General features: G+C 65.4%; 18 protein-coding genes and 1 pseudogene. 9 read left to right on the top strand and 10 right to left on the bottom strand.

Going from position 1 to position 23,191, the window contains the following annotated elements; all coding sequences use genetic code 11:
* Window positions 1-30 precede the first annotated feature (30 nt).
* A pseudogene (locus ACTJLF_RS14380) lies at window positions 31-1,012 on the top strand (IS5/IS1182 family transposase); the annotation flags it as partial.
* A gap of 281 nt (window positions 1,013-1,293) precedes the next feature.
* On the opposite strand, the gene ACTJLF_RS14375 reads toward ACTJLF_RS14380, so the two are convergent.
* Genes ACTJLF_RS14375 through ACTJLF_RS14350 form a run of 6 tightly spaced genes read right to left on the bottom strand, consistent with a single transcriptional unit; the run spans window position 1,294 to window position 9,074 of the window.
* Window positions 1,294-5,640 carry a PilC/PilY family type IV pilus protein gene (locus tag ACTJLF_RS14375; protein ID WP_440883297.1) on the bottom strand — a complete coding sequence of 1,449 codons (4,347 nt, stop codon included), beginning with the start codon at window positions 5,638-5,640 and terminating at the stop codon, window positions 1,294-1,296.
* A gap of 26 nt (window positions 5,641-5,666) precedes the next feature.
* Entirely contained in the window at window positions 5,667-6,281 is a 615-nt protein-coding gene (locus tag ACTJLF_RS14370; RefSeq protein WP_440883296.1) for a hypothetical protein, read from the bottom strand.
* Window positions 6,282-6,302: 21 nt separating this feature from the next.
* Window positions 6,303-7,535 (bottom strand): PilW family protein, encoded by a 1,233-nt coding sequence (locus ACTJLF_RS14365; RefSeq protein ID WP_440883295.1) that lies wholly within the window; start codon window positions 7,533-7,535, stop codon window positions 6,303-6,305.
* Between the two features lie 10 nt (window positions 7,536-7,545).
* Entirely contained in the window at window positions 7,546-7,971 is a 426-nt protein-coding gene (pilV, locus tag ACTJLF_RS14360; RefSeq protein WP_440883294.1) for a type IV pilus modification protein PilV, read from the bottom strand.
* 30 nt (window positions 7,972-8,001) lie between these two features.
* A complete protein-coding gene (locus ACTJLF_RS14355; protein WP_440883293.1) occupies window positions 8,002-8,631 on the bottom strand; it encodes a pilus assembly FimT family protein in 630 nt (209 codons plus the stop codon).
* Entirely contained in the window at window positions 8,625-9,074 is a 450-nt protein-coding gene (locus ACTJLF_RS14350; protein ID WP_440883292.1) for a type IV pilin protein, read from the bottom strand. Before ACTJLF_RS14350 ends, ACTJLF_RS14355 begins: the two co-directional genes overlap by 7 nt.
* Window positions 9,075-9,252: 178 nt before the next feature.
* Between ACTJLF_RS14350 and ACTJLF_RS14345 the strand changes: the two genes are divergently transcribed.
* The 7 genes from ACTJLF_RS14345 (at window position 9,253) to ACTJLF_RS14315 (ending at window position 19,095) form a co-directional block, all read left to right on the top strand.
* The gene (locus tag ACTJLF_RS14345) at window positions 9,253-10,917 is read left to right on the top strand and encodes a PglL family O-oligosaccharyltransferase (RefSeq protein WP_440883291.1); all 1,665 of its coding nucleotides are present in this window, start codon (window positions 9,253-9,255) and stop codon (window positions 10,915-10,917) included.
* 229 nt (window positions 10,918-11,146) lie between these two features.
* Entirely contained in the window at window positions 11,147-11,722 is a 576-nt protein-coding gene (locus tag ACTJLF_RS14340; RefSeq protein ID WP_440883290.1) for a GspH/FimT family pseudopilin, read from the top strand.
* An 11-nt stretch (window positions 11,723-11,733) separates the two neighbouring features.
* Window positions 11,734-12,351: a type IV pilus modification protein PilV gene (gene pilV, locus ACTJLF_RS14335; protein ID WP_440883289.1), complete on the top strand. Its 618-nt coding sequence runs from the start codon at window positions 11,734-11,736 to the stop codon at window positions 12,349-12,351.
* Window positions 12,348-13,352, top strand: a complete 1,005-nt coding sequence (locus ACTJLF_RS14330) for a PilW family protein (RefSeq protein WP_440883288.1) — start codon at window positions 12,348-12,350, stop codon at window positions 13,350-13,352. The genes pilV (ACTJLF_RS14335) and ACTJLF_RS14330 overlap by 4 nt, the downstream gene beginning before the upstream one ends.
* Entirely contained in the window at window positions 13,349-13,981 is a 633-nt protein-coding gene (locus ACTJLF_RS14325; RefSeq protein ID WP_184606091.1) for a pilus assembly PilX family protein, read from the top strand. Before ACTJLF_RS14330 ends, ACTJLF_RS14325 begins: the two co-directional genes overlap by 4 nt.
* A 3-nt stretch (window positions 13,982-13,984) precedes the next feature.
* The gene (locus tag ACTJLF_RS14320; protein WP_440883287.1) at window positions 13,985-18,619 is read left to right on the top strand and encodes a pilus assembly protein; all 4,635 of its coding nucleotides are present in this window, start codon (window positions 13,985-13,987) and stop codon (window positions 18,617-18,619) included.
* On the top strand, window positions 18,616-19,095 hold the full coding sequence (locus ACTJLF_RS14315) for a type IV pilin protein (RefSeq protein ID WP_145759573.1): 480 nt from the start codon (window positions 18,616-18,618) through the stop codon (window positions 19,093-19,095). The genes ACTJLF_RS14320 and ACTJLF_RS14315 overlap by 4 nt, the downstream gene beginning before the upstream one ends.
* Window positions 19,096-19,126: 31 nt before the next feature.
* On the opposite strand, the gene moaC is transcribed toward ACTJLF_RS14315, so the two are convergent.
* Complete coding sequence (gene moaC, locus ACTJLF_RS14310) at window positions 19,127-19,609, bottom strand: cyclic pyranopterin monophosphate synthase MoaC (RefSeq protein WP_019653841.1); 483 nt, start codon at window positions 19,607-19,609, stop codon at window positions 19,127-19,129.
* A gap of 195 nt (window positions 19,610-19,804) precedes the next feature.
* Between moaC and ACTJLF_RS14305 the strand changes: the two genes are divergently transcribed.
* A complete protein-coding gene (locus tag ACTJLF_RS14305) occupies window positions 19,805-21,229 on the top strand; it encodes a M48 family metalloprotease (protein WP_440883326.1) in 1,425 nt (474 codons plus the stop codon).
* Window positions 21,230-21,248: 19 nt separating this feature from the next.
* On the opposite strand, the gene ACTJLF_RS14300 is transcribed toward ACTJLF_RS14305, so the two are convergent.
* From ACTJLF_RS14300 to ACTJLF_RS14290, 3 genes are all read right to left on the bottom strand, one after another.
* On the bottom strand, window positions 21,249-21,602 hold the full coding sequence (locus ACTJLF_RS14300) for a phage holin family protein (protein WP_019653843.1): 354 nt from the start codon (window positions 21,600-21,602) through the stop codon (window positions 21,249-21,251).
* A 94-nt stretch (window positions 21,603-21,696) separates the two neighbouring features.
* Window positions 21,697-22,161, bottom strand: a complete 465-nt coding sequence (locus ACTJLF_RS14295) for a hypothetical protein (protein ID WP_019653844.1) — start codon at window positions 22,159-22,161, stop codon at window positions 21,697-21,699.
* A gap of 79 nt (window positions 22,162-22,240) precedes the next feature.
* Window positions 22,241-22,990 (bottom strand): TerC family protein, encoded by a 750-nt coding sequence (locus ACTJLF_RS14290; protein WP_019653845.1) that lies wholly within the window; start codon window positions 22,988-22,990, stop codon window positions 22,241-22,243.
* Window positions 22,991-23,191 lie beyond the last annotated feature (201 nt).

Here is a 23,191-nt window from a genome sequence, read left to right as displayed (position 1 = left end):
TGGAAAACTAAGGGTCAGATTCAAATCAATGACCCGAGCAGCCTCACACGCGGTGGAAGCGCATCGGCGGCGAAGGGCGTGAAGCCGCTCTTGATGGTGACTGCGACGCAGTCCGGTGCCTCGGCGTCGGGAAGGCCTCCAGCGGGGACCGTGGCCTTGTCGACACGACCGCGACGTCCAAGGCAATTGCGCACTCCACCGACAGCCGGCTGTTGCAGGGAGCCGCCAATACCTGGAGAAGGCCGCCGAAGAACAGGGCCTGAACCTGCGCCAGAGCTACACGCGCATCGCTCCGAGGCTGGTCGCGCAGATTGGGCGCCATGCCCGTGCCAAGCAGTTCAAGCGCATGCGCCGCGCCGTTCGCACACTCCGCATGCGCGTGGGGCGGGTGCCGCGCGAGGTGGCGTGTCCCAACTTGGCGCGCTGCCCGAGCAGGTACGAACCAAAGTCAGCGACTTGCTCACTCGCACGGCGCGCATCCTCGCTCAGCGAAGGACAAGAATAAGCCGTATGCCTTGCATGTTCCCATGTCGAGTGCATCTCCAAGGCAAGGCCGAACGCTCTGCGAGTTCGGCGTGAAGGGGAGCATTGCGACGACCTTGAGGGAAGACCTAGTGGCGGGCATGCGGAGCATGCCGGGCAATCGACACGACGGCCACACGCTGGCCAAGACTCTCGAACAAGCGAGCATCCTTGCTGAGTGCGAGCTATCCACGGCGATCGTGGACAAGGGCGCGCAAATCGAAGGGGCGCACATCCTGCGCTCGGGCCATAAGCGGGGCATTACCCAACGCTCAGGGTGACGATTCATTGGCGCGGTGCCATCGAGCGGGCGATCGAGCACATGAAGATGGATGGGCGTCTTGGGCGCAATCCGCTCAAGGGTGCCTTGGACGACGCGCTGCATGCGGTGATGTGCGGCGCCGGCCACAACCTGCGCCTGATCCTGGCGAAGCTGCGACTTCTTTGTGCCTCCTTGGCCTACCTCTTGGGAAGATATCGGCTGCGCTGATGCGGTCCACCACGACCGGTCGTCTTGCATCCGGTGAAGCCGGATTGCTCAGGACGGACCTATACCAACTGCTTTCGGCCGGCATTTGTTCATCGCGATACCTCCAGTTTCAAGATATCGCAAAGACGCCCATCGAAAATCTTTCGCTATTAATTCGATAGTCAACTGCGCGAGTTGGGCGCACCGCAGTCCGATTTTTCATGACTTCCGCAGGGCGCACAAGCCCGCTCCACTTCCCGCCAGTTCAGCAGCCCACATGCGCCGCGCCCTTTCCGCGATCCCTATTCCAGTGATATTTCCCGCCAGTTCAGCAGCTTCCGGAGCACACGCTCGTCGAAGTCGCCCGGCGCCTTGCCGGCGTCGCCCTTGCTGGTTCCGTAGATCAGCCGGGTCTTGCCGCCCACGCGGATGAAATTCAGGTCGGTTACGACGCCTTCTACGCTGATATAGCTCAAGTTGTTCCCATTGGCGTCCACCAGCTTGGTCCTGCCGGAGCCGAAGTCCATCGCGTAGACGCGGCTCTTGCCCGAGGGGTTGCAGGCATCTCCCGTGGGCAGGGTGGTCGAAAAGGCCACGCTGCTGCTGAAGGCCGTGTAAGGGCTGATCACGCGCCAGTTCACGGCGTTTGTGCCCGTGCCGTCGACGCCCAGGTTGACGTACCAGCCCGCTGTGCTGGTGACGGCGGGAATGGCGGAGCCGTCGTCCGGCGGCGTCACGTTGACCATCCGCGCGCGCGTGGCGGGGAAGTCCTGGCCATCTCCGGCCTTCGCAGCAAAGGCGCCCAGGCCCATGCCGCCATCGGCGATGCCGTAGAAGCTTTGCATCTGGCCACTGGCGATGTCCGTGCTGTCCAGCAGCCGGCCGGTGCCCACCAGCACGTAGCGCTCGCGCAGCTTGGGGTGGACTTGGATCAGCGGCTGGGTGGTGATGGGCTGAGCGGCACCGCTGCCGTCTGCAAGTTGCGCGATCTTGGTGGGGGCGGGGTAGCTGCCGGTGCCGTTGATGTCGAAGCGCCAGAGTTGTCCGTTCAGGTCGCCGACGTAGACGGCGTCGGCCGTGAAGTCTGTGTAGTCCTGCACGTAGGCTGCCGGATGCGCCATGCCGTTGGAGGCCACGGTACCAGTGCTCATCTGCTCCAGGAGCGCGCCGTTGGCTGGGTTGACGATGAAAAGATGGCCCTTGCCGTCAGTGTTGTTGTAGCCGGAGCCGAAGATGACAACCCAGCCGTACTTCTTGGTCTTGACCACCACCGGATTGCCGAAGGTGTAGCCCATGTCCACGCAGTCAGTGGTGCAGGTGCCGCCAGCTGCTACTGGCAGTTGGCTGCGCTTGGGGAATTCCCACAGCACCTTGCTGGCCAGGCCCGTGGTGCCGGTTTCGCTGGCGCTCATGGCCGTGGGGTCGGTGATGTCCAGGGCGTAGTAGGTGCGCCCGCCCTTGCCCAGCCCGCCGATCAGCACCGAGTGCCAGTTGGGCGCGGGGCTGGTGGCAGTGTCACTGGTCTGGGGCGCGCGGCCGGCGCGCGCCAGGTCGATGTCGAACGCCAGCGCCGTTGCATCCACATAGTTGCGGTGGGCGTACTGAGGCCGGCCGAGTTGGGCCAGCAGGCCGTCCGTGGCTGCGGTGTCGCTCGGGTCCTTGTTGAACAGCACGCTCGGCACATAGGCGAAGAGTTCCTGGCCCGCGCCGGTCGCGGTGCCGCCCTTGAAAGCGTGCAGCATGCCGTCGTTGGCGCCGACGTACAGCGTCAATGGCCGGTTCTTGTTCGCCTCTTTGAAGGTGCTGTAGCCGGGGTTGCTGGTGTCGGCAAGACGGGCACTGGGCGCGCCCACGGTTGTGACGCGGGAGTTGACGATGTCGCCCAGGCGATTGCGTTCCAGGCCCGTGGCTCCCGCCGTGGAGCGCGCGCGGTAGCCGTTGCCTTCCAGGCTGCTGTCGCCGCGCAGCCACTTCACATAGTTCGCGCTGTCGTCGCCGCTGACGTAGGTGGTGTCGAGTGCGAGCTTCTGCGCGTTGCTGAGGCTGGCGAGCCGGAACGGCACCCCGCCGCCGGCCCCGTTGTTGGCCTCGGGATTCCAGGTCGCCACGCGGCGGCTGCTGTCCCAGCCGGTGGAGGTGGCGGCGGTGCCCAGCTGGTTTTCCAGCGTAGTGCGGGTCGTCCAGCTCGGCGTGCTGGCCACGGTGGGCACGCCATCTGCGTTGAAGGTGATGCCTCGCGCGCTGACCACGCCGCTCCAGTTGGAGGAGTCGTATTGCGCGGAATACGAGACGTCGCCCGTCACCGATGGCTGCGCAGTGGAAAGCGACAGCGAGGTGGTGTAGTTCTTGATGTTGCTGGCGATGCTGGCGAAGGCTTGGGTCAGGCCCGAAACCATGGTGTCGGGCTTGCCGGCGGCGAAGTAGTTGTCGGGGCGTGCCCAGGTCGAGTTGTTGCGTGTGTCGGTCAGGATCTCGCCATTGGTGGACCACCAATCCAGCGGAATGGTGCCGGCGTAGGTGTACGGGTCGAAGTTGATCGCCCCCGTCGCGTCGATCAGTCCCGCTTCCTTGAGCTTGCTTTGCTTGAGCCCGCCGAACTTCGCGGCCAGATAGAACTTGTTGTTGCGTGAGAAGGATTGTTCCAGCACGTCCACCCAGTAGGTCTGCACTGTCTGTGCGCCAGCGAGGTCGGAGCGCAGATCCTTGGTGTTGGCCTCGAAGGCCAGGCCCGCCATGTAATCGGTCGAGTAACGGCTGGCGCCGCCGCTCACGGCATCGCCGCTGGCGCCCAGCCCAGCACCCATGCCCTGCAGCACCTTGGCGTTTCCGGTGGACCTCGGGGCATCGAACAGCCGGTCCCCGGACACCGCCGTCGGCATGGCGGGCTCGTGGTCCGTGAGCGTGTTGCCGGGCACGTTTTTGTCCCGGTGGGTATAGATATCGCCGATGCCGAGCACAAAGTTGCGCTGGCAGGAATACAGGATCGGGTCATCCCACGTGCCGATGATGGGGAAGCCGTCCGTCCACCGGGCCTTTTGAGCCGCGTTGCCGCTCGAGATGTCCGACCATGAAGCCACGTTGCCCTGATTGCTGAAGTAGCGCAGCGCGGCGTAGTAAAGCTCGTTGACGGGGTCGTAACTCTTGTACTGGCCGGGCGAGAGCTGACCGAACTTGTTGAGGTAGTTCATCACGCCGCTGTCGCTCACGCCGGTGCTGCGGGCGTCGTCGCTGTCCGGGTTGCGGATGAAAACACCCGTGGTGGCATTCCATTCAGCGGCGGCGTTGGTGACTGCGGCCTGGCCCGGCATCGGTTTGGTGGGCCCCACGAATTTCTGGCGGGCACGCATCACGCCGCCATCGCGCAGTTCATTGTCATCGTTCAGGTAGCCGAAGGCGCTGAAGCGGATGTCGTTCGCGTATTTCTGCACCAGCCCCTCGGGCTTCCAGCCGTTCGTGTACTGCTTGCAGTTGGTCTCGACGCCGCCCGCTGCTGCGGAAGGGTCGCAGACCTTCGTGCGCATCGTGAGATCGTAGGAGGCGTTTGCGCTTGTCATGGCCTCCACGGTGCTGAATGCGGCGCCGTCGTCCAGTGGCTCCGAGAAACTTGTGTAGGCGGTGGCATTTGGGAGCTGCCATGACAAGACGACGCTGGCACCGCCCGTGTTGTCCCACTGGTCGATCCGGACTGAAAACGACTGCCCCGCCGTAAGAGCGATGTCGCTTGTGACATCTGCGTTGGTTGCGTCGGTGTAGGTGGCGTTGTTGATCCGCCTGTTGGCGTTGGTGAAGTTGCTGCTGCCAGTCGTGTCCACATAAAGCCGCGCGCCATCGTCGTGCTGGAGCTTGAACTTGTAGTTTCCCGTCGCTGGCGCGACGAAGGTTCCTGTGAACTGTGTTGAGAACTTGTCCGCGTCGATGTTTGCCCTAGGGGATCCGGACCAGACCTGGTTCGCGCTGACATTGTTGTCTGTATATAACGGACTGGTCAGGTTCGCATTGCCGCTGAGAGCGGTGCCGTTCCAGTACTTGACCGTGAACAGTCGCTGGGTTTGCTGCGAAAAGCGCATGCGAAAACCCATGCCGTTGACCCGGATGCGGAAGTTCGTTGCGCTGGCAAAGGGTGTTGCCCCGGCGATATAGGCCGAAGGAAGAGAACGGTCACCGAACAGGCCCTGGCCCGAGTGCCAGCCTTTTTCAAGAATGGTTTCCGTCTCGGTATCGACGACGCGGCGTCCGCCCGTCATGGCCCAGCGGAAGGGGTCGATGGTGGCCGTGGCGGCCCAGTTCAGGAAGTTGCCGCTCCATTTGCCGGAGCAGGTGCGGTTGGTGGCCAAGCCGGCGGGCCGGAAGGAGCTCGTGTCCCCGGTGTTCGTGTCGTTAGGCGCGGCGTTGTACTGGTAGGTGTAGCACTTCTCCGGATCGAAGTAGCCCAGGAATCGGGTGGTGGGCGCATAGTTGTCGGTGTGCGCTGTGCGGGAGGCTGTGGGCCATTCCACTGACAGCGTCAGCGCCAGGTTGCCGGGCACGGTGGCGCTGGCAAAGACAGGTTGGTCGGCCAGCGCGGCGGCATGGGCCACGCCCTGCCAGGGCAATGTGATCATCAGCGCCACGGCAACGGCGCGCTTCGAGGTGAGGGTTCGGCTTGTCATGGCGGGGCGTCCGGCGCGGGGGCGGATCAATCGGTTTCTGGCTTGGTGAAGGTGCTCTGGATGAACACCCGCGTGTTGCGCGGGCCAAGGACGCGCGCACTGACGCGGTAGATGGGCTCGGTCACGTAGGCCAGGCCGGTACTGCCGCCGGGGCGCAACTGGGCGCTGCCGCCGGCCGGGTTGCTCAGTGGGGTGGCGCAGCCTTCCTTGCCCTGCAGTTCGGCGGTCTGTGTGTCGTTGATGCACAGGCGTTCGACGACGTAGCGGATCTTCACGTCGTTGGTAGCACCGGTGAGGTCGTTCGTGGTCTTGCCGACGGCGGCGAATCGCGTGTCGTCGAGCAGTGCAAGGGGAATGCCCTGGGCATTGGTTGCGAGGGGCACGGCGCTGTAGTTGTTGTCCTTGCTGGCACTGGCGGGATAGCTGACCTTCACAGCCTTGGCGATGGCCTGTTCGGCCTGGTTGACCAGATCGCGGCGGAAGGCGAGGTTGCCTGCGCCGGCGAGCGAGCTGTTCATCGAGCGCATGACGGCCACGCCGCTGGCCAGCAGGACGACGAGCACCACCAGGGCGACCAGCAGGGCGGCGCCGCGCTCGTTGCGCCGGGCACGGGAGAGGGGGCTGATGACGGTGAAGTTCATGGCAGGACGGAAGCGGCCCGGTCAGGGCATGAGTGCGTTGCGCAGGGGGATCGTGGTTTCGACCACGCGGTGCGCGTAGTGGCGGTCGGCATCGGAAAGCGTGACGGTGCTTTCGCCAGGCAGGCTTTTGAGCAGCGTGTATTCCGCATCGGCCGCGAGCTGCGGCTGGCGCGCGCCGCTGCGCAGCAGCAGGCTGACACGCACGCCGACGATGCGGCGAAGGTGCTCGGGCGGGCTTTCGGCCAGCAGGGTCGCGGGGGCGTAGGTGCCGGTGGGTGCCTGCCAGCTCAGGCTTGTCGTAGCGAAGTTGCCGGTGCTGATGTTGTTGTCCACGCGATAGACGGCGCGCAGCGCGACCACGCCTTCGGCCACGGCCTCGGGCGTGTCGGCGCCGCTGGTCTGCAGGAGGTCGCCGCGGTACAGAACGTGGTCGGTGCCCACGCCGAACAGGTCCAGGCGCAGATCGCTGGCCTTGCCCATGCCGGAGATGAAGCTGCCGCGCTCCGCGAGACCGGCGCCGATCACCGTGCCGAGCTTGCTTGTGTCGCCCACATAGGTGCCGCCGATATCGAGCAGCTTGGAAGGCGTGGCGTTGGCCGGGAAGGCGCTGAAATCCGAAGCCACCTGTGTGATCACGCATTCGCTGGGCGTGCCGGTGCTGGCGCTGACGAGCAGCACGTCGCCCGGCTGGAAGCCCAGAGTGTTGTCGAGTTCGATCTGGCTCCCCGAGAGGTTGGCCCGGACCTCTCTGCCCACGCCGCCGATGCCGGCGCTGCCAGCCACGACCATCAGGATGTCGGAGCCGCCGGCCGACTGGCCCTGGCCGATGAGCACGGGTGTCGCACCCAGCTTGGCCTGGCCCGCGGCGCCGCCCAGGAAGCCGGCAAAGGGCGCTGGCAGCACACTCGCGCGGGGCAGCACGGCGGTGGCTCCGCGCTTCGCATTCAGCTTGCAGCCCAGGGCGCCGTTGGTGTCCGCGCCTGTGCCGTCGGATGCATTCCAGCCCTGCATGAAGCCGGAGCCGGCGTTGCGCAGGGCGCGGTCGATGACGGTGGCGGCATAAGCGCCGCCCTGGGTCATGTCGTTGAAGCCGGTGGTCACGCGCTCGTGCTGGCGGCCGACGACGATCATCGTGGTGACGACCAGGACCACGAGGAGGCCGATGGCCAGCGCGACCAGCAGTTCGACCAGGGTCAGGCCGGCCTCGCGCAGGCGGTGTGTTGCGAAAACGGGAGTGGGGGCGGGCTGCATCATGGGCTGCCGATCAGGGAACGGGAACCACCGGGAGATAGGCTCGGGTGCTGAGGGTGCCGCCTTCGTCGGCGCTCTTTCTGGAGGGCTGCTTCCAGGTGATGGCAACGTCGGCAGCACTCCCCGAGAGGGTGGCGTCGCCCGGCACGGCGGTGACGGTGCCATCGCCATTGGGCAGCCGGCTGCCCACCGTGGTGTCCCAGGCCGTGACGTCGTCGTCGGCTACGGTGGTCGAGCGATTGATCCACATCGCGGCGATGATCTCGTCGGCAAGCAGGGCGGCCTGGTTGCGGTCTTCGGCATCGTTGGCGACGTTGATGGCACGGGCCTGCAAGCCGATGAGGCCGAGCACGCCGAAGGAAAGGATCAGGACTGCGACCAGCACTTCGATCATGGCGACGCCGTGCTGGGAGCGGCGGGACGGGGAGGCGGGTGTCATGGTGTTCTCGGATGAGGTGCCGTGGGCCTGTCAGGCCGGGCAGCCATCGGGTGTGGTCGTGGCGTCGAAGGTCTTGCTCGGGTCGCACATGCGGACTTGCCCGCCCACGTTGACCAATACGCGCAGGCTGCGCGTGGCCCCAGTGAGCGCCACGCCATAGATTTGCGCGGGGCCGCCCGAAGGCAGTTCGCACGATTTGCCGGTGATGCCAGGCGCGCTGTTGTATTTCAGGCGCCCCAGGCTGCTGAAGCACAGTACGGCTGGGCCGGTGATGGCAACCTCGGAACCGACATCGTCGATGACGCCGGTGTCGAGCAGCGCCATGCTTTCGCTGGAGCCGTCGGGAACAACCGTGTACGCGGCCCAATGCTTGCCGTTGATCGCCGCCGCAACGGGTGTATCGCCCGAGGGCGTGGCGTTGGTGAGAATGAACACGACTTGCTGGTTGCGGCGCATGGCCTCGGTTTGTGCCGTGCGCAGGCCGTTCTGGAGCGTGTTGGCGACGGCGCGCACCTTGTTGTTGCGCACGAAATCGATCAGTAGCGGCGCAGCAATGCCCAGCATGACAGCCAGCACGGAGATGGTGACCATCAGTTCGATGAGAGTGAAGCCCATCGTGGCACGACGCCGACTGAGGTGGCCGAGGCCGACATTCAGCATGCCTGGCCCTTCTTGAGGATCCACGCGGAATTGCAGGTGGGGCCCCAGGCGCTGGCGGTGGTCGAGCGCACGTTCTGGTTGGTGACCTTGAAGGTGAAGCCCAGGCCCGTGGCCTGAATGGTGTAACTGGTAGCGTCGGGCGTGCCGTCGCACGAGAGGGCGAACTTCCCCGCATTGGGCGCCGTGGAGCAAGGCGTCGCGGCGCCGCCGGAGATCGTCGCGAAGGTGCGGTGATTCTGGTAGTGGCGTTCCATGTCGGCCTGCAGGCTCATCAGGCCGGCCGTGCCTTCGGCGATCTGGCCACGCAGGACGTAGTCTCTATAGGAGGGATAGGCGACGGCCGCCAGGATGCCGATCACCGCCACCACGATCATCAACTCGATGAGAGTGAAGCCTGCGGCGGCGCGGCGGAGATTTCGGACTTGTCGGATAGCGGAGGGCATCGATGTAGCACCGGACGGCAATTTGTGAACAAACGCACCTAAATGTGGCCGAATGTGAACAAGGATGATGCCGAAACCTCCTCTCGAAGCCCGTGCCGTTTGTCGGCTGTGCCCGACCGTTTGGAAACATTTGTAAATATCTGGCGGGCAGCGACTGCCTGCCTGCCCAATTCGTCTGATGCCTTTCCTCAGTTCGGCACTGATCGCCATTCCTTTCCTGTTCCCTTTGGTTGCCGGTCCGTCGGTGCATGTATGGCAGTTGCTTTGTTCGTGGACCTGCGCAGCACTCCTGCTGCTGAGCAACGCCAATTCCGGGTCTTCTCCTGCTCGCGTTCTCTGCTGGCTCGCGATCTGCGCAGGATGCATCGCGCTGTTCCGTGGCGACGGGCCGGGCAGCTGGGTGGTCGCCTGCGTCGCAGTGGGGGGCGTCGGGGTTGCGGCGCTAGTGGGAGCGCGCATGGCTGGTTCCGGCGGAGCAGCTTCCTCATTGGCGTGGGGAATCCTGGCTGCGGGCCTGATCAGTGCCGTCCTTGGCCTTCTGCAGTACTACGGCAAGGCTGAATGGCTGTCTCCCTGGACCAACTCTCCCCCTGTCGGGCAGGCGTACGCCAACCTTCGCCAGCGCAACCAGTTCGCAACGCTGATCAGCATGGCTTGCGTGGCTGCCCTGTGGCTTTACGCGACGCGACCCTCGGCAAGCGTTCGGCGTTGGTTGATCGCTTCAGCGCTGCTCCTTCTGGTGGCCGCAGGCGCCTCGACATCCCGTACGGGGTTGCTGCAACTGTTGTGCATCTTCGGGGTGGCGGCTTTCATCTCGCGACGGGAACGCAGCTCGGCGTCCCCCGAAAGAGCCGGAACGTCCGGTCGGCTTCCGCCTCCAGGGCTCCTCCTCGCCACCATCCCCCTCTACTTCGCCATCGCCTGGCTCCTCCCCCAATTGGCCGGCGGCGGCGAAGGCGCAGTCGAAAGCATGCTCCAACGCCTGCACACAGGCGCCCCCCAGGACCACAGCCGCCTGATCCTGTGGCGCAACGTGCTCACGCTGATCGCCCAGCACCCTTGGACCGGCTGGGGGTGGGGCGAACTCAGCTTCGCCCACTACAGCACTCGGTACGACGGCGCCCGCTTCGTCGAGATCCTCGACAACGCCCACAACCTCCCGCTGCACCTGGCGGTGGAACTGGGCATTCCCGCCGCCGTGCTGATCTGTGGCGGCTTTCTCTGGATGGTGATTGCCGCGCGGCCCTGGCGCGAACGGGACCCCGCCCGCCTGATGGCCTGGGGCATGCTGGGAGCGAACGTGCTGCACAGCCTGCTCGAGTATCCGCTCTGGTATGGCCCGTTCCAGCTGGTGTTCGGCCTGTGCCTCGGCATGCTCTGGCCGGGCAAGGGGCGTTCTGCGATATCTGCGATATGGCCTGCGCTGTCGTCGCTGGCAGCGGTCGCGATGCTGGCGATCGTGGGGCTCGCGGGCTGGGACTACATCCGCGTCAGCCAGATCTATCTGCCACCTGACGAACGGCTCCCGGCTTACCAGGAAGACACGCTCGCCAAGGTGCGTGGAACCTGGCTGTTCACGCGCCAGGCCGAGTTCGCGGAGTTGACGCTGGTCGCCGTGACACCCGCCAACGCCGCCGAAATGCACTCGCTCGCGCAGCGGGTGATCCATTTCTCGCCGGAGCCGCGCGTCATCATCAAGCTGATCGAGAGCGCCCGGCTGCTCGGGCGCGACGCTGAAGCGAGGGCGCAGGCGGAGCGTTTCAGCGAGGTCTATCCGCAGGAATTCGCCCGCTGGCTGAAAGAAGCCGATCGCGACCCGGCACAGCTGCCGCCGCCGCAGTAGAGCAACAGAAGTGGATCGGCAGGCCGCTCGTGCGAGCTGGCCATTGGCATCGAGCGCGAGCGCCCGGCTTCGCGGTACGAGCGTGACTTTTTCTACGGCCTTCGCCCGCATGAGCTCCAGTCGTCGAACGGTCGCGCGCGGCTGACAAGCGGCATCTTTAATACTTTCAAACTCATTTAGCATCGAAAAACACATATAGACACAAGCGTTGCGAGGGAGGACTCCAACCATGCTCATGAAGCGCAAGGCGTTTCATTCCAGCGGCTTCACGCTCATCGAACTCGTCGTCGTCGTCACGATGATGGGCATCCTGCTTTCGCTGGCCGTGCCCAGCTTCGTCGCGATGCAGAGGAGCTCTGCTGCCGCGACGCTCGGCAACGAATTCGCCATGGCCATCGGCTTCGCGCGCTCCGAGGCCATCGCGACGAACAAGTGCGTCACCGTCTGCGCTCCCGCGGACATCACGGTCGCGGATCCGGTCTGTACCCAAAGAGGGCGCGAATGGAGCGGCGGCTGGATCGTCTTCTCCAATCCCAAGTGCGACAGCGTCGCGACCGATGACACTGCGCGGCTGCTGAAGTTCTACATCGGCAAGACGGGCGGCCCCACGCTGACCGCGCCCACCGGCAAGGTCGCGACACTGCGGTTCGACGCGCGAGGCCGATCGAGTCTTGCCGGACAGCAGGCGCTGGATCTCGCGCCCGCAGGCGGCTCCGCCACCAAGGTCATGTGCCTGGACATGATGGGACGCGCCCGCGTCGGCAACGTCGGCGGCATCAGCTGCAACGACAGCAACCAGAACTAGGCGGGGGACGGATGATGTTTCGCGCTCGTCAATCGGGTGTGGCGCTGATCGAGGCGCTGGTCGCTCTCCTGGTCTTTTCGCTCGGGCTGGTTGCCATCGCGAGCCTGCTGGCCGTCGCGCTGAAGTACCAGACTGGCAATGAGGCCCGACTGAACGTCTCGGCCGTGATCGACGACCTGTCCGAGAGGATCCGCGTCAACGCGCCCGGAGCGAATGGATATTCGGGTGTCGTCGCAGGTGTCGGCGTGGAGGGCAAGGGCTATCTGCTGACCGACGCCTATTCGGAGCAGGTCGCCGAGGTGGCCACCGAACCAGCAAAGGATTGCGCGAGCGCTGTCTGCACACCGGCGGAGCTGGCCGTCTTCGACCTCGCCCGCTGGAAGAACATCCTGCGCGCCGCGTTGCCGGGGGGCGCCGGCTACGTCACCGGGGATGTCCGCGCCGGGTTCGACGTCAGCGTCATGTGGTTCGACAAAGGCGCTGTAGATGAGAAGGGTAACGCCCTGGAGCAGGCCGCTTGCACCAGGAAAAAGGAGGACCTGCAAACGGGCTCCGCACGTTTCTGCTGCCCCGAGGGAGCGAAGGCACCGGCTGGCGTGCGCTGCTATACCGCGAGGGTCCTTCCATGAAAAGCCGTGCTTGCAGGTCGCGCGGCCTCACGCTGGTCGAACTGCTGGTAGCCATCGTGATCGGGTTGCTGCTCGTTGCCGCAGCGGGCTACCTGTTCATCTCGACGACACGAGCCTCAAGGGCCATCGACGCCAGCGCGCAGCAGCAGGAGGCCGCGAGCGTCGTGCTGGACATCATCGGCCGCGACCTGAAGAACGCGGGCTTCTATCCCGCCAGCTTTCCCGTCTCCAGCGAATCCCCCAGGTTCCAGGGTGCCTATTCGAACATCGTCTCGGCCTCGGCCCACGCCTTCGACCAGGGCATCTTCGGATGCAGCTCGGGGCTGTTCGACGTGGAGAAGGGTACTTGCCCTGCAGTCAAGGACGGAGAGCCCGATTCGCTCGTCGTCAACTACTTCTCTGCCGACAACTTCGAGACCGAAGGCGTGGGCACGAGAAAGGACTGCCTGCGCCAGGACGTGGAGCTCGCCGAGTTCAGTGGAACGAAGTACAACGAGGCTCGCGCTGGCAGCGGTGCGAAAGGCACGGGCACCGTCGCGCTGCCGCTGTTCATCAGCAACGTCTACGGCCTCGGCGCGAGCTACACCTATCAGCAGGACGGCCGGTCCATCTCGACGCGCAGCTTCCGCTGCGCCGGCAACGGACCCAACACCAAGCCTTATCAGCCCATTGTGCCGGGCGTCACCCAGCTGAGGTTCCGCTACGGCGTCTCCGAGGCCAATACGCTCGAAGCGCCTGCGCGTTTCTTCACGGCAACGGAAGTCAACCGTCTTTCGGTCGCCACCATCAACGGGGAGAGCAAGACGGGATGGCAGCGCGTCGTCGCCGTCCAGGTGTGCGTGATGACCAGGACGCTCGACGCCTCCGTGAGGCAGACATCCGGCGGAAGCTATGTGGACTGCGACGGCACCTCCGTCTCGTTCACCGATTCGGATCGCGCCGTCTACAAGCAGCAGACCCGCATCTTCGGCGTCCGCAACAACCTCACGAGGACATTTTGAAGATCCCGCGCTACCCTGCCGCCGAACGCGGACTCGCCATGGTCGTGGTGCTGGTGTTCATCCTGATCCTGTCGGGCGCTGCCGCCTTCGCCGTGCGGCGCGTGATGTTCGGCGAGCACGTCGCGCGCAATGTGCTCGACATGGAGGTCGCCAGGCAGGCGGCAGAGGCTGCCCTGCGCGATGCGGAGCGAGACATCTCCCTTGCAGCCGACGTGGAGGGCGCAGCCTGCGCACGTGGCGACGACCGTCCTATCAAGTCGGCCTACGGCGAGCCGAACTTCGGCACCGACTGCCCGCGTGGCCAGTGCCGCTTCGGCGACCAAAGCCCCGCGGCCTATTACGCAGCCAGCAACTCCAAGTCGAAGACCAATCCAGAGCCCTGGTGGCCGGCGGCCATTGGCGGTGTCGGCTGGAAGGCGTCTCCGCCCTCGACTTGCAATTTCACCGGCGCGGTGCCGCTCGGCACCTTCACCGGCACGCCTGGAGTCACTGGCGTGTCGCGCCAGCCCGAGTACCTCATCGAGTACATGCAGCGCGGGGACGACATCTATTTCAGGAATACCGCCCGCGGCTGGGGGCTCGATCCGAACACCGAAGTCGTGCTGCAAAGCTACTTCAAGCGAAGCTGAAAAATGAAATCATCGATCCCGAAGCTGGTTGCGATGCTGGCACTGGTTGGCGCCGCCGCTTCCAATGCCCAGATCCAGGCGATTCCGCCCAATGTGAATCCGGACCCCAACCTCCCGATGGTGGTGCTGAACGTGTCCAAGGACTACAGCATGTTCAGCCGCGCCTACACCGACTACGAAGACCTGAACTTCGACGGCAGCATCGATTATTTCTTCCTGCCCCATTTCAAGTACTACGGCTACTTCGATCCCACGAAGTGCTACAGCTACAGCACGCAAAGCGGCAATTTCGTTCCGAACAAATTGGCCGACAGGGAAACGGTCAACGGAGATCCTGCGGGCTCGCAAAGGTATTACTGCGCCGGCGCATCCGCGACCACCTCCAGTCTCTGGAGCGGCAATTTCCTGAACTGGGCCACCATGTCCCGCATGGATGTGCTGCGCAAGATCCTCTACGGCGGCTTGCGTTCCACCGACGAGGCCGGCTCGCCGGGCAGACCCGGCAAGACCGTGCTCGAAATGGCATTCGTGCCTCGCAACAGCCAGGCCTATGCGAAATACTACAACGGCCGCGACTTGATCCGCCTCACGCCGTTCTCCTATGCGAGCGGACTGACCCTGTGCCGGCGTCATGAAAATCCTGGAAGCGGCGATACGCAGGAGTCGCAGGTATCCACTTTGAGGCCCGTGATTCGTGCGGCCGAAGGCAACTACATCCTCTGGAACATGACGGAAGTCCTGAGCTGCAACTGGAGCAACGAGCAACGATATGGGTGGCAGCCGTCGACCGTGCAGTTCATGACCGACAACTATGTGGGAGCTGGCGGCGCATCGGCCCACAACGGCAGCTTACCTTCAAGGGCCGACGAATACCTGGCCCGCGTCGAGGTCTGCAAGAAGGACCTCATCGGGGAAGAGCGCTGCAAGCAGTATCCGAACTCGAACCTGAAGCCTATCGGCCTGCTGAATGAGTTCGGCGAGAGCAGCGATTACGGCCGCAGTCCGGCCAAAGCCGAATTCGCGATGTTCCTCGGTTCCTTCGACACCAATCTCGATGGTGGCGTGCTTCGAAAGAACATGTCGGAGATCAACGACGAGATCGATGCGCAGACCGGCGTGTTCAAGGTTTTTTCCGACGCCAATGACCGCGGCATCATCTATTCGCTGAACCAGCTGAGGCCGTTCGGGTACAACCCCTCAAAGGGAATTTACTCGACGACCTGCACCTCCTACAACATCGAGAATGGGAAGTGCCCGTCATGGGGCAATCCCATCGGCGAAATTCTCCTGGAGGGGCTGCGTTACTACGCCCACCACTCCAAACAAAAGGCCCTCTACAGCGGCGGAAAAAAAGACGAGACGCTCGGCCTGCCGTCTCCCGCCTGGATCGATCCGCTCCAGGCAAATCCGGTCTATCCGAATTCGCAGAAGTCGCGTGAGTCGCTTTACGGCAAGAACATCTGCCGCCCGCTCAACATGGTCACCGTCTCCAGCGGCGTGGGAACCTTCGATGGAGACAAGATGGGCGCCTTCAACGACAGCGCTTCAGGCATCGGCGCACCGCATAGCGCCGCCTATTACACGGACCTCATCGGCAACTCCGAGCATGAAGGCATTTCGGGCACGACCCGCCTGGCGGGCTCCAACGGCACGGACGTCAACGGCATCTGCACCGGCAAGCTCATCGGCAACCTGAGCCTCGTGGCGGGCCTGTGCCCCGAGGCGCCGAACATGCGGGGTACCTATCTTGGCGCGGGCGCCGCCTACTACGCGCATGTGAACCGCGTTCGCTCCGACCTGACCGTGCCCGTGGACGCCAACGCCAACGTGTTGAAGGTCCGGCAGTACGCGGTGACGATGTCGGGTGGGTCGGCGTCCATCCGCATTCCGGTTCCGGGGTCCAATCCAAGCAAATACGTCTTCATCACCCCCGCCAGCATTGATTGGAGCGGTACACCCCCTCTCCCGGGCAACATGGTGGACTTCAAGGTCCTGAGGCGCGCGGCGAACGGCGAATCGGGAACCTTTCTCGTGCTCTGGCAGCACCAGGCGCTCGGCGAAGACCAGGACCAGGACATGCTCGGCTCGATCCGATACGAGACCGATGCGAGCACCACGCCGCCCACGCTGCGCATCTTCACGCAGACCCTGGAGTCGAACACCGGGCATGCCAAGCCCTTTGCCTTCGGCTACACCGTGGTGGGCAGCGACAAGGACGGGAGCCACTTCCACAGCGGCATCAACAACTATGCCTCCGGAGAGTCGAGTGCCGTCTATGCTTCCTCCAGCAAGCAGGCCGCGCCCAGGCACACGGAAGACAAGTGCTATCTGAACGACGACGGGACAACACCGCCCGACTGGCGTTACGACAAGGCCCCGCGCCTGTGCGTGAAGATCGGCGACGTCTTCGTCAAGGGCGAGACCCGGCTCGACTACAAGATGATCGGCTCAGGCGACGTAGCGATCCAGGACCCCCTCTGGTACGTTGCCAAGTACGGCGGCTTCAAGGACTCTGAGAAGAATCCGACCGGATTCCCCGACGCCGTCTCCAAGTGGGACGTCAAGCGTGCCGACGGCGCCGCCTGCGGGGCTGCCGGCCAGCCCAGCTGCAGCGACGGCATTCCTGACAACTACTTCCTCGCCCGGCGCCCGGACCTGCTCGAGGAATCGCTGCGGCAGGTCTTCGCGGACATCACCGGCAACTCGAACTCCGCCCCGGCCGTGTCGCGTCCCGACCTGCGCGCCGGTGACTACAAGTACGTCGCGAACTTCTCGGCCTCCGACCTGCACGGCGAGCTGCTGTCGTACCGGCTGGATTCGGCAGGCAATTTCGGCAGCACGCCCTCCGCGAGGGGGCAGGTCAACCTCACGAACGCGACGACGCGCGAGATCATCACGAACCTCGGTACCACCGGCGTGCCGTTCACCTATGCAGGCCTGAACGTCCCTGCGGGCGCTGCATACCTGGCCGGCCTCAATGCATCGACGAGCGTGCAGCAGGACATCATCGGCTACCTGCGCGGCACCCGCACCAGGGAGAAGCTGTACGGCGGCACCTTCCGCGACCGGAACTCGGATTCGATCATGGGCGGCGTGGTCAATTCCAACCCCTGGCTTCAGGACCGGCCCGCGGCCAACTTCTTCGGCTCCGTCTTCGAGGGCTACGGCACCTTCAAGACCGCACAGAAGTCGCGCGCCAAGCTGGTCTGGGTGGGCGCCGCGGACGGCATGCTCCACGCCTTCACCGCCGATACGCTGATGCCGGTGATGTCCTATGTGCCGCAGGCGCTCTCCTCGCGCCTCAAGGAGTTGCCGGACGCCACCATCACCGAGTTGCGCGCCTATGCGGACGGGTCTCCCTTCACCGCGGACGTGAAGACTTCCGCCGCGACCAGCCCATGGAAGACCTACCTCTTCTCCAGCCTCGGGCGTGGCGCGAAGGCGATCTTCGCGCTCGATGTGACGTCACCTGGGGCGCTGACCGAGGCGAATGCCGCCAGCATTTACAAGTGGCAGTTCACCGCAGCGGACGATGCCGATCTCGGCTACGTGGTCTCCGACGGCGGGGTGCATCCGGCAAGCAATCAGGCCGCGCAGGTCGCCAGGATGGCCAACGGCAAGTTCGCCGTGCTCTTCGGCAACGGCGTGTCGAGCACGTCGGGCAAGACCGTGCTCTACATCCTCTTCATCGACGGGCCGAGCTCGGCCGGAAAGTGGGTCGACAACGCCCACTACAAGCGCATCGAGGTCGGCACGGCGGGCGGCGGCGGACTGATGCAGCCCACCTGGCTCGATACCAACGACGACGGCATCGCCGACGCGATCTATGCGGGCGATCTCAAGGGCAACATGTGGAAGTTCGACGTCTCCAGCACCGATGTGACGGACTGGAAGGAGGCCTACGGCAAACCGCTGTACTCGGCGCTGGACGCTTCGAGCAAGACGCTGCCGATCACGACTGCGCCGGTGCTGCGCTTTCATCCCCACGGCGGCCAGGTCGTGGTGTTCGGCACGGGGCAGTCGATCTTTTCCGGCGACTTCCCCGACACGGTACGGCAGCACCGCATCTTCGGAATCTGGGACAAGCCGGGCTATGCCGCCGCCCCCGGCGCCATTCCCTCGGGCGTCACCGATCTCCAGCAGCGCACGTGGGGCCTCGACACGGCGAAGGCCGAGGCGATCGTCCAGAGCGCCACCGATGCCATCGACTGGAGCAGCAAGAAGGGCTGGTATGTGAATATTCCAACGTCGTTGTCTTCGGGCATGGTGCTGGGCAATCCGAAGGCCGTGGGCAAGGACGTCAACATTCCCATCGTCTACAAGAAGGCAACGCAGGGCGTCGTGTGCGCCGACACCGGAGTGGGCGCGGACGTGCAGGTGAACGGTGTCGCGGGCGTCTCCATGACGCCGAATCTCTTCGGCATTGCCGGCGCTGCCGGCGCGGTGATCGGCATCGTCGGCCTCGACCAGCGCTTCGCCATCCCCGAGGACTCGACCGCCCGCTGCACCGCGGGCCTGTCCTGCGCCCGGATCGTCGGGCCGAACTCGGACGTCACGATGAAGAGGAACACCACCCAGTCGCGCATCTTCTGGCGCGAGATCCCCGGCCTGAAGACCACCGTGGAGAAGCACCGATGAGCGCGGCGCGCAAACGTGCGGGAGGCTTCACGCTGGTCGAGGTGATGATCACGGTGGTCATCATCGCGATCCTCAGCGCCATCGCCTACCCGAGCTACAAGGAGCAGATCGCCAAGGGCAAGCGCGCGCAGGTGAAGGCCTCGCTCTCCCAGGCCCAGCAGTGGCTGGAGCGGCACTACAGCGAGAACTACAGCTACGCGAAGACGGCGGGCGGAACAGACATCAACGCGGACGGCGGGATCTTCAAGACGCAGTTCGGAACTTCTCCCTTGCCGGGTGGAGGTGCCGCGAACTACACCATCGCGCTGACGCCCAACGCGGCGGGCACCGGCTACAGCCTGAAGGCGACCCGCACGGGTTCGATGAGCGGAGACCGTTGCGGCGACTATGTCGTCACCCACACCGGACGGAAATCGGTCGAGAACTACACGGGCTTCGATGCGGCGCTCGCGGCTGCGAGCGAATGCTGGAACTGAGCCGCGGTTCCCGGGTTCCTGAGAAGGCGGGCTACCCCGCCACCCAGCTCCCCGACTTGCCCCCATGCTTCTCCAGCACATGCACGTCGGTGATCCGCATGCCGCGGTCCACCGCCTTGCACATGTCGTAGATCGTCAGCAGCGCCACCTGCACGGCGGTCAGCGCTTCCATCTCCACGCCCGTCGGCCCCACGGTCTCGACAGTCGCCGTGCACACCACCTGGGGGGCGCTTCCCGCATCGGCCAGGGCGAACGCCACCGCCACGCGGGTCAGCGCCAGCGGGTGGCACAGCGGAATCAGGTCGCTGGTCTTCTTGGCTGCCTGGATGCCCGCGATGCGCGCGATGCCCAGCACGTCGCCCTTCTTCGCGGTGCCGGACTCGATCAGCGCGAGCGTCGCCGCCTGCATCTCGATGCGGCCGGTGGCGACGGCCACGCGGTGGGTGGCGGGCTTGGCGGCCACGTCGACCATATGGGCCTGGCCCTGGGCGTCAAAATGGGTGAGGGTGCTCATGGGTGAACGATCGGGTTGGACGTGCATCATACGAGCCCGAGCCCTTGACGAGGAACGCCGCGCTTGACTCCCCAACGCCACTCCCGAAACCAGCGGACGCCCGCCCTGCGGTCGTTGTGCGCTAGTGTTTTGATAGCTTCCCAGGTGCTGCTGCCGGTGCCCGCGCTGGCGCAGATCCAGCAGGTGCTGCCCGGCATGGGCGACGGCGGCGAGATGACCGCCAGCGCCGAGCGCCACCTGGGCGACCAGATCGCCCGCGAGCTGTACCGCGACACCGACTACATCGACGACCCGGTGATCGCCGCCTACGTGCAGGACATCTGGCAGCGCCTGCTGGCCGCCGCCCGCGCGCGCGGCGAGCTCACGCCCGAACTCGACGAGCGCTTCGCGTGGACGATCCTGCTGGGCCGCGACCGAAACATCAACGCCTTCGCGCTGCCGGGCGGCTATCTCGGGCTCAACCTCGGGCTGGTGGCCGTGGTCGGCAGCCGCGACGAGCTGGCCACGGTGCTCGGGCACGAGCTCTCGCACGTCACGCAGCGCCACATCTCGCGGATCATGACCCGGCAGGGCCGGCAGATGCCGCTGATGATCGCTGGCCTGATTCTCGGGATGATCGCGGCCGGCAAGAGCCGCAATGCCGACGCCGGCCAGGCCATGATCATGGGCAGCCAGGCGATGTTCGCGCAGAACCAGCTCAACTTCTCGCGCGACATGGAACGCGAGGCCGACCGCATCGGCTTCGGCGTGATGACGCAGGCCGGCTTCGCGCCGCAGGGCGCGGCGACGATGTTCGAGAAGCTGCAGTACGCCTCGCGCCTCAACGACAACGGCTCCTACCCCTACCTGCGCAGCCACCCGCTGACCACGGAGCGCATCTCCGACATGCAGGGCCGCTTCCAGTTCAACATGGACACGGTGCCGCCGCAGCCGCTGGCCATGGACCACGCGATGATCGCCGCACGTGCCCGCGTGCTGACGCGCCCGGGCGTCGACGTGCTGCGGCTCTGGATCGACTCTGCCTCCAGCGGCGAATTCGCCAAGAGCTCACCGGCCCAGCAGGCCGGCACGCTGTACGCGGCGGCGCTGTCGGCGAAGGAAATCCGCGACTACAAGGCCGCGCGCGCACTGGCCGAGCGCCTGACCGCCCGCGTGGCCGACGACCCTGCAGCGGCCAGGCAGGCGCGCTGGCTCAGCGCCGAGATCGAGCTTGCCGCCGGCGCGGCGCCCAAGGCTGCAGCCCTGCTCGATGCGAAGTCGAAGGATCGGCCCGAGATGCTGCTCGCCGCCGAGGCCGCCGCCGCCATGCGCCAGCCGGCACCGATGATCCAGGTGCTGCGCGACTGGGTCGCCACCAATCCGCGCGACGCGACCGCATGGCGCACGCTCAGCAGCCTCTATGGCGCGCAGAACGACACTCTGCGCGCGGTGCGTGCCGACGCGGAGGCGAACGTGGCGATCCTCGACTACCCGGCGGCGCGCGACCGCTTCAAGGCGGCGCAGGAGATCATCCGCCAGTCGAAGGTGGTCGACCACTACGAGGCGTCGATCATCGACACCCGCGCCCGCGCGGTCGATGTGCTGGTGAAGGAGCAGGCGGCGGAGCCGCCGCTCAAGTAGCAGCAGCCGGCGGGCGCGCTCAGCGCCTGGAGAGCAGCCCGCCCAGCGCCGACTCGATCAGCAGCCCCAGCAGCGAGTACAGCAGCGAGCCGATCAGCGCGGCCAGGAAGCCGTTGACGTGGAAGCCGCCCAGCAGGCCCGAGGCGGCCCAGAAGAGCAGCGCGTTGATGATGAAGAGGAAGAGCCCGAGCGTGACGATGGTGACGGGCAGGGTCAGGATCACCAGCACCGGCCGCACGACCATGTTGAGCAGGCCGATCACCGCGGCCGCGATGAGCGCGGAGCCGAAGCTGTTGACCTGGACGCCGCTGTAGAGGTATGCGACCGCCAGCAGCGCCACGGCGCTGAGCAGCCATTTGAGGATGATGCGCATGGGGGCAGGATACCCCAGGGCCCGCAAAAGACAACGAGCCCCGGCACCTTTCGGCGCCGGGGCTCGCAGGGAATCGAGCTTCAGTCCTGCGGCCTTATTCGGCCAGTTCGTTCGCCAGCACGAGCAGTGCGCCCATGCCCATCACCGCGCCAGGGAAGGCCCAGCCCGACTGCTGAGGCGGCGTCTGGTCCGGCGTCACCGGCTCCAGGTCGACGCCGACCTTCGGGCGGCGCGCATCGACCACGTGAGTGGCCGAATGCTCGCGCTTGAGCTGCGCGGTGAGCTCGGCCAGCGGGCCCTTGGCCAGCACCGGCGTCACCTGGCCGCCGTTGCGCTCCAGCAGCGGCGTCATCTGCGCCTGCACCTTGCTGAACCACTTGGCGCGCCAGTTCTCGCGCGCGCTGTGGCTCACCCACTTGCTGATGCGATGCGTCATTCGAGGAGCGCAGGCCACGAGCACCCAATGGCGCGCCACGACGCTGTTCGCGTCCGGCGCCAGTTCGGCGAACTGCTCGCAGGCGTAGGTGGCGTCGTCGACGTAAAGAATGATCTTTTCCATGGCGTGCTCCTTCAGGTAGTTAGAGTGACAGAGACAGTGTTGGTCAGGAAGTTCGTGGCGGGGCCGCGGTCGCCGGCGTTCAGCCGGTCGTCACCGCCGGTTCCTCGTGCTTGTTGCGGGCATGGCGCGCGGCCACCCACTTGCCGACCACCAGCACCAGCAGTGCACCGATAACGCCGGCTGCGTACTTGATCACGTCGGTCTGCGGCACCTTCGGCACCCAGGTCCAGGCGGCGGTGTTGGCGAGCGCAGGGTCGGAGACGGCCATCGTGCCGGCGATCCAGCCCAGCAGCATGCCGCCGGCCGTGATGATCATCGGGAAGCGGTCCATCAGCTTGATGACCAGCTGGCTGCCCCAGACGATGATCGGGATGCTCACGAGCAGGCCGAAGATCACGAGCGGCATCTGGTGGCTGTCGCCGGCGCCTTGTGCGGCCCCCGCGATGGCGATCACGTTGTCGACGCTCATCACGAGGTCGGCGACGATCACGGTCTTGACGGCACCCCACAGCTTGTCGCTGCCGGTGATGTTGCCGTGCCCGTCGTCATGTTCGGGAGCCAGCAGCTTGATGCCGATCCACACCAGCAGGATCGCGCCCACCAGCTTCAGGAACGGGATCGCCAGCAGGGTCAGCGCGAAGAAGATCAGGATCACGCGCAGCGCGATCGCGCCCGCGGTACCCCACAGGATGCCTTGCGTGCGCTGGGCCGGCGGGAGTTTGCGGCAGGCCAGCGCGATCACCACGGCGTTGTCGCCGCCCAGCAGGATGTCGATCATGATGATCTGACCGACTGCGACCCAGAACTCCGGGGTCATGAACATTTCCATAGGTTTCCTCTTTGTCTGCGCGCCCCTGCCTCTCCCTTCAGGGGCGACGACGGAAGGCGCATGGCTATGCGTTTCGATTCATCCCGTGCAGGGCGAGTCGAAAGCGAGGAATGAAGGCCGGGGGACACCGGGGACTTGCGAACGCTTCGACCAAACCTGCACAGGTTCAAATCGAAGGTCTTGCTCGACAGCGCGCGCGCA

Origin of the sequence: Variovorax sp. 22077 (genome assembly GCF_052044195.1) — a bacterium.
GTDB classification, from domain to species: domain Bacteria; phylum Pseudomonadota; class Gammaproteobacteria; order Burkholderiales; family Burkholderiaceae_C; genus Variovorax; species Variovorax atrisoli.
Note: the sequence above shows the minus strand (reverse complement) of the source record. Positions and strands in the feature narration are given on the sequence as shown.

Bases quoted from the DNA above. Each gene is read 5' to 3' on its own strand.
- ACTJLF_RS14290 (WP_019653845.1), bottom strand. From the start codon at position 22,990: ATGGAAATGTTCATGACCCCGGAGTTCTGGGTCGCAGTCGGTCAGATC.
- ACTJLF_RS14300 (WP_019653843.1), bottom strand. From the start codon at position 21,602: ATGCGCATCATCCTCAAATGGCTGCTCAGCGCCGTGGCGCTGCTGGCG.
- ACTJLF_RS14350 (WP_440883292.1), bottom strand. From the start codon at position 9,074: ATGCCCTCCGCTATCCGACAAGTCCGAAATCTCCGCCGCGCCGCCGCA.
- pilV (WP_440883294.1), bottom strand. From the start codon at position 7,971: ATGACACCCGCCTCCCCGTCCCGCCGCTCCCAGCACGGCGTCGCCATG.
- pilV (WP_440883289.1), top strand. From the start codon at position 11,734: ATGATGTTTCGCGCTCGTCAATCGGGTGTGGCGCTGATCGAGGCGCTG.
- ACTJLF_RS14375 (WP_440883297.1), bottom strand. From the start codon at position 5,640: ATGACAAGCCGAACCCTCACCTCGAAGCGCGCCGTTGCCGTGGCGCTG.
- ACTJLF_RS14365 (WP_440883295.1), bottom strand. From the start codon at position 7,535: ATGATGCAGCCCGCCCCCACTCCCGTTTTCGCAACACACCGCCTGCGC.
- ACTJLF_RS14305 (WP_440883326.1), top strand. From the start codon at position 19,805: ATGGGCGACGGCGGCGAGATGACCGCCAGCGCCGAGCGCCACCTGGGC.
- ACTJLF_RS14355 (WP_440883293.1), bottom strand. From the start codon at position 8,631: ATGCTGAATGTCGGCCTCGGCCACCTCAGTCGGCGTCGTGCCACGATG.
- ACTJLF_RS14370 (WP_440883296.1), bottom strand. From the start codon at position 6,281: ATGAACTTCACCGTCATCAGCCCCCTCTCCCGTGCCCGGCGCAACGAG.
- ACTJLF_RS14345 (WP_440883291.1), top strand. From the start codon at position 9,253: ATGCCTTTCCTCAGTTCGGCACTGATCGCCATTCCTTTCCTGTTCCCT.
- moaC (WP_019653841.1), bottom strand. From the start codon at position 19,609: ATGAGCACCCTCACCCATTTTGACGCCCAGGGCCAGGCCCATATGGTC.
- ACTJLF_RS14320 (WP_440883287.1), top strand. From the start codon at position 13,985: ATGAAATCATCGATCCCGAAGCTGGTTGCGATGCTGGCACTGGTTGGC.
- ACTJLF_RS14340 (WP_440883290.1), top strand. From the start codon at position 11,147: ATGCTCATGAAGCGCAAGGCGTTTCATTCCAGCGGCTTCACGCTCATC.
- ACTJLF_RS14295 (WP_019653844.1), bottom strand. From the start codon at position 22,161: ATGGAAAAGATCATTCTTTACGTCGACGACGCCACCTACGCCTGCGAG.
- ACTJLF_RS14330 (WP_440883288.1), top strand. From the start codon at position 12,348: ATGAAAAGCCGTGCTTGCAGGTCGCGCGGCCTCACGCTGGTCGAACTG.
- ACTJLF_RS14315 (WP_145759573.1), top strand. From the start codon at position 18,616: ATGAGCGCGGCGCGCAAACGTGCGGGAGGCTTCACGCTGGTCGAGGTG.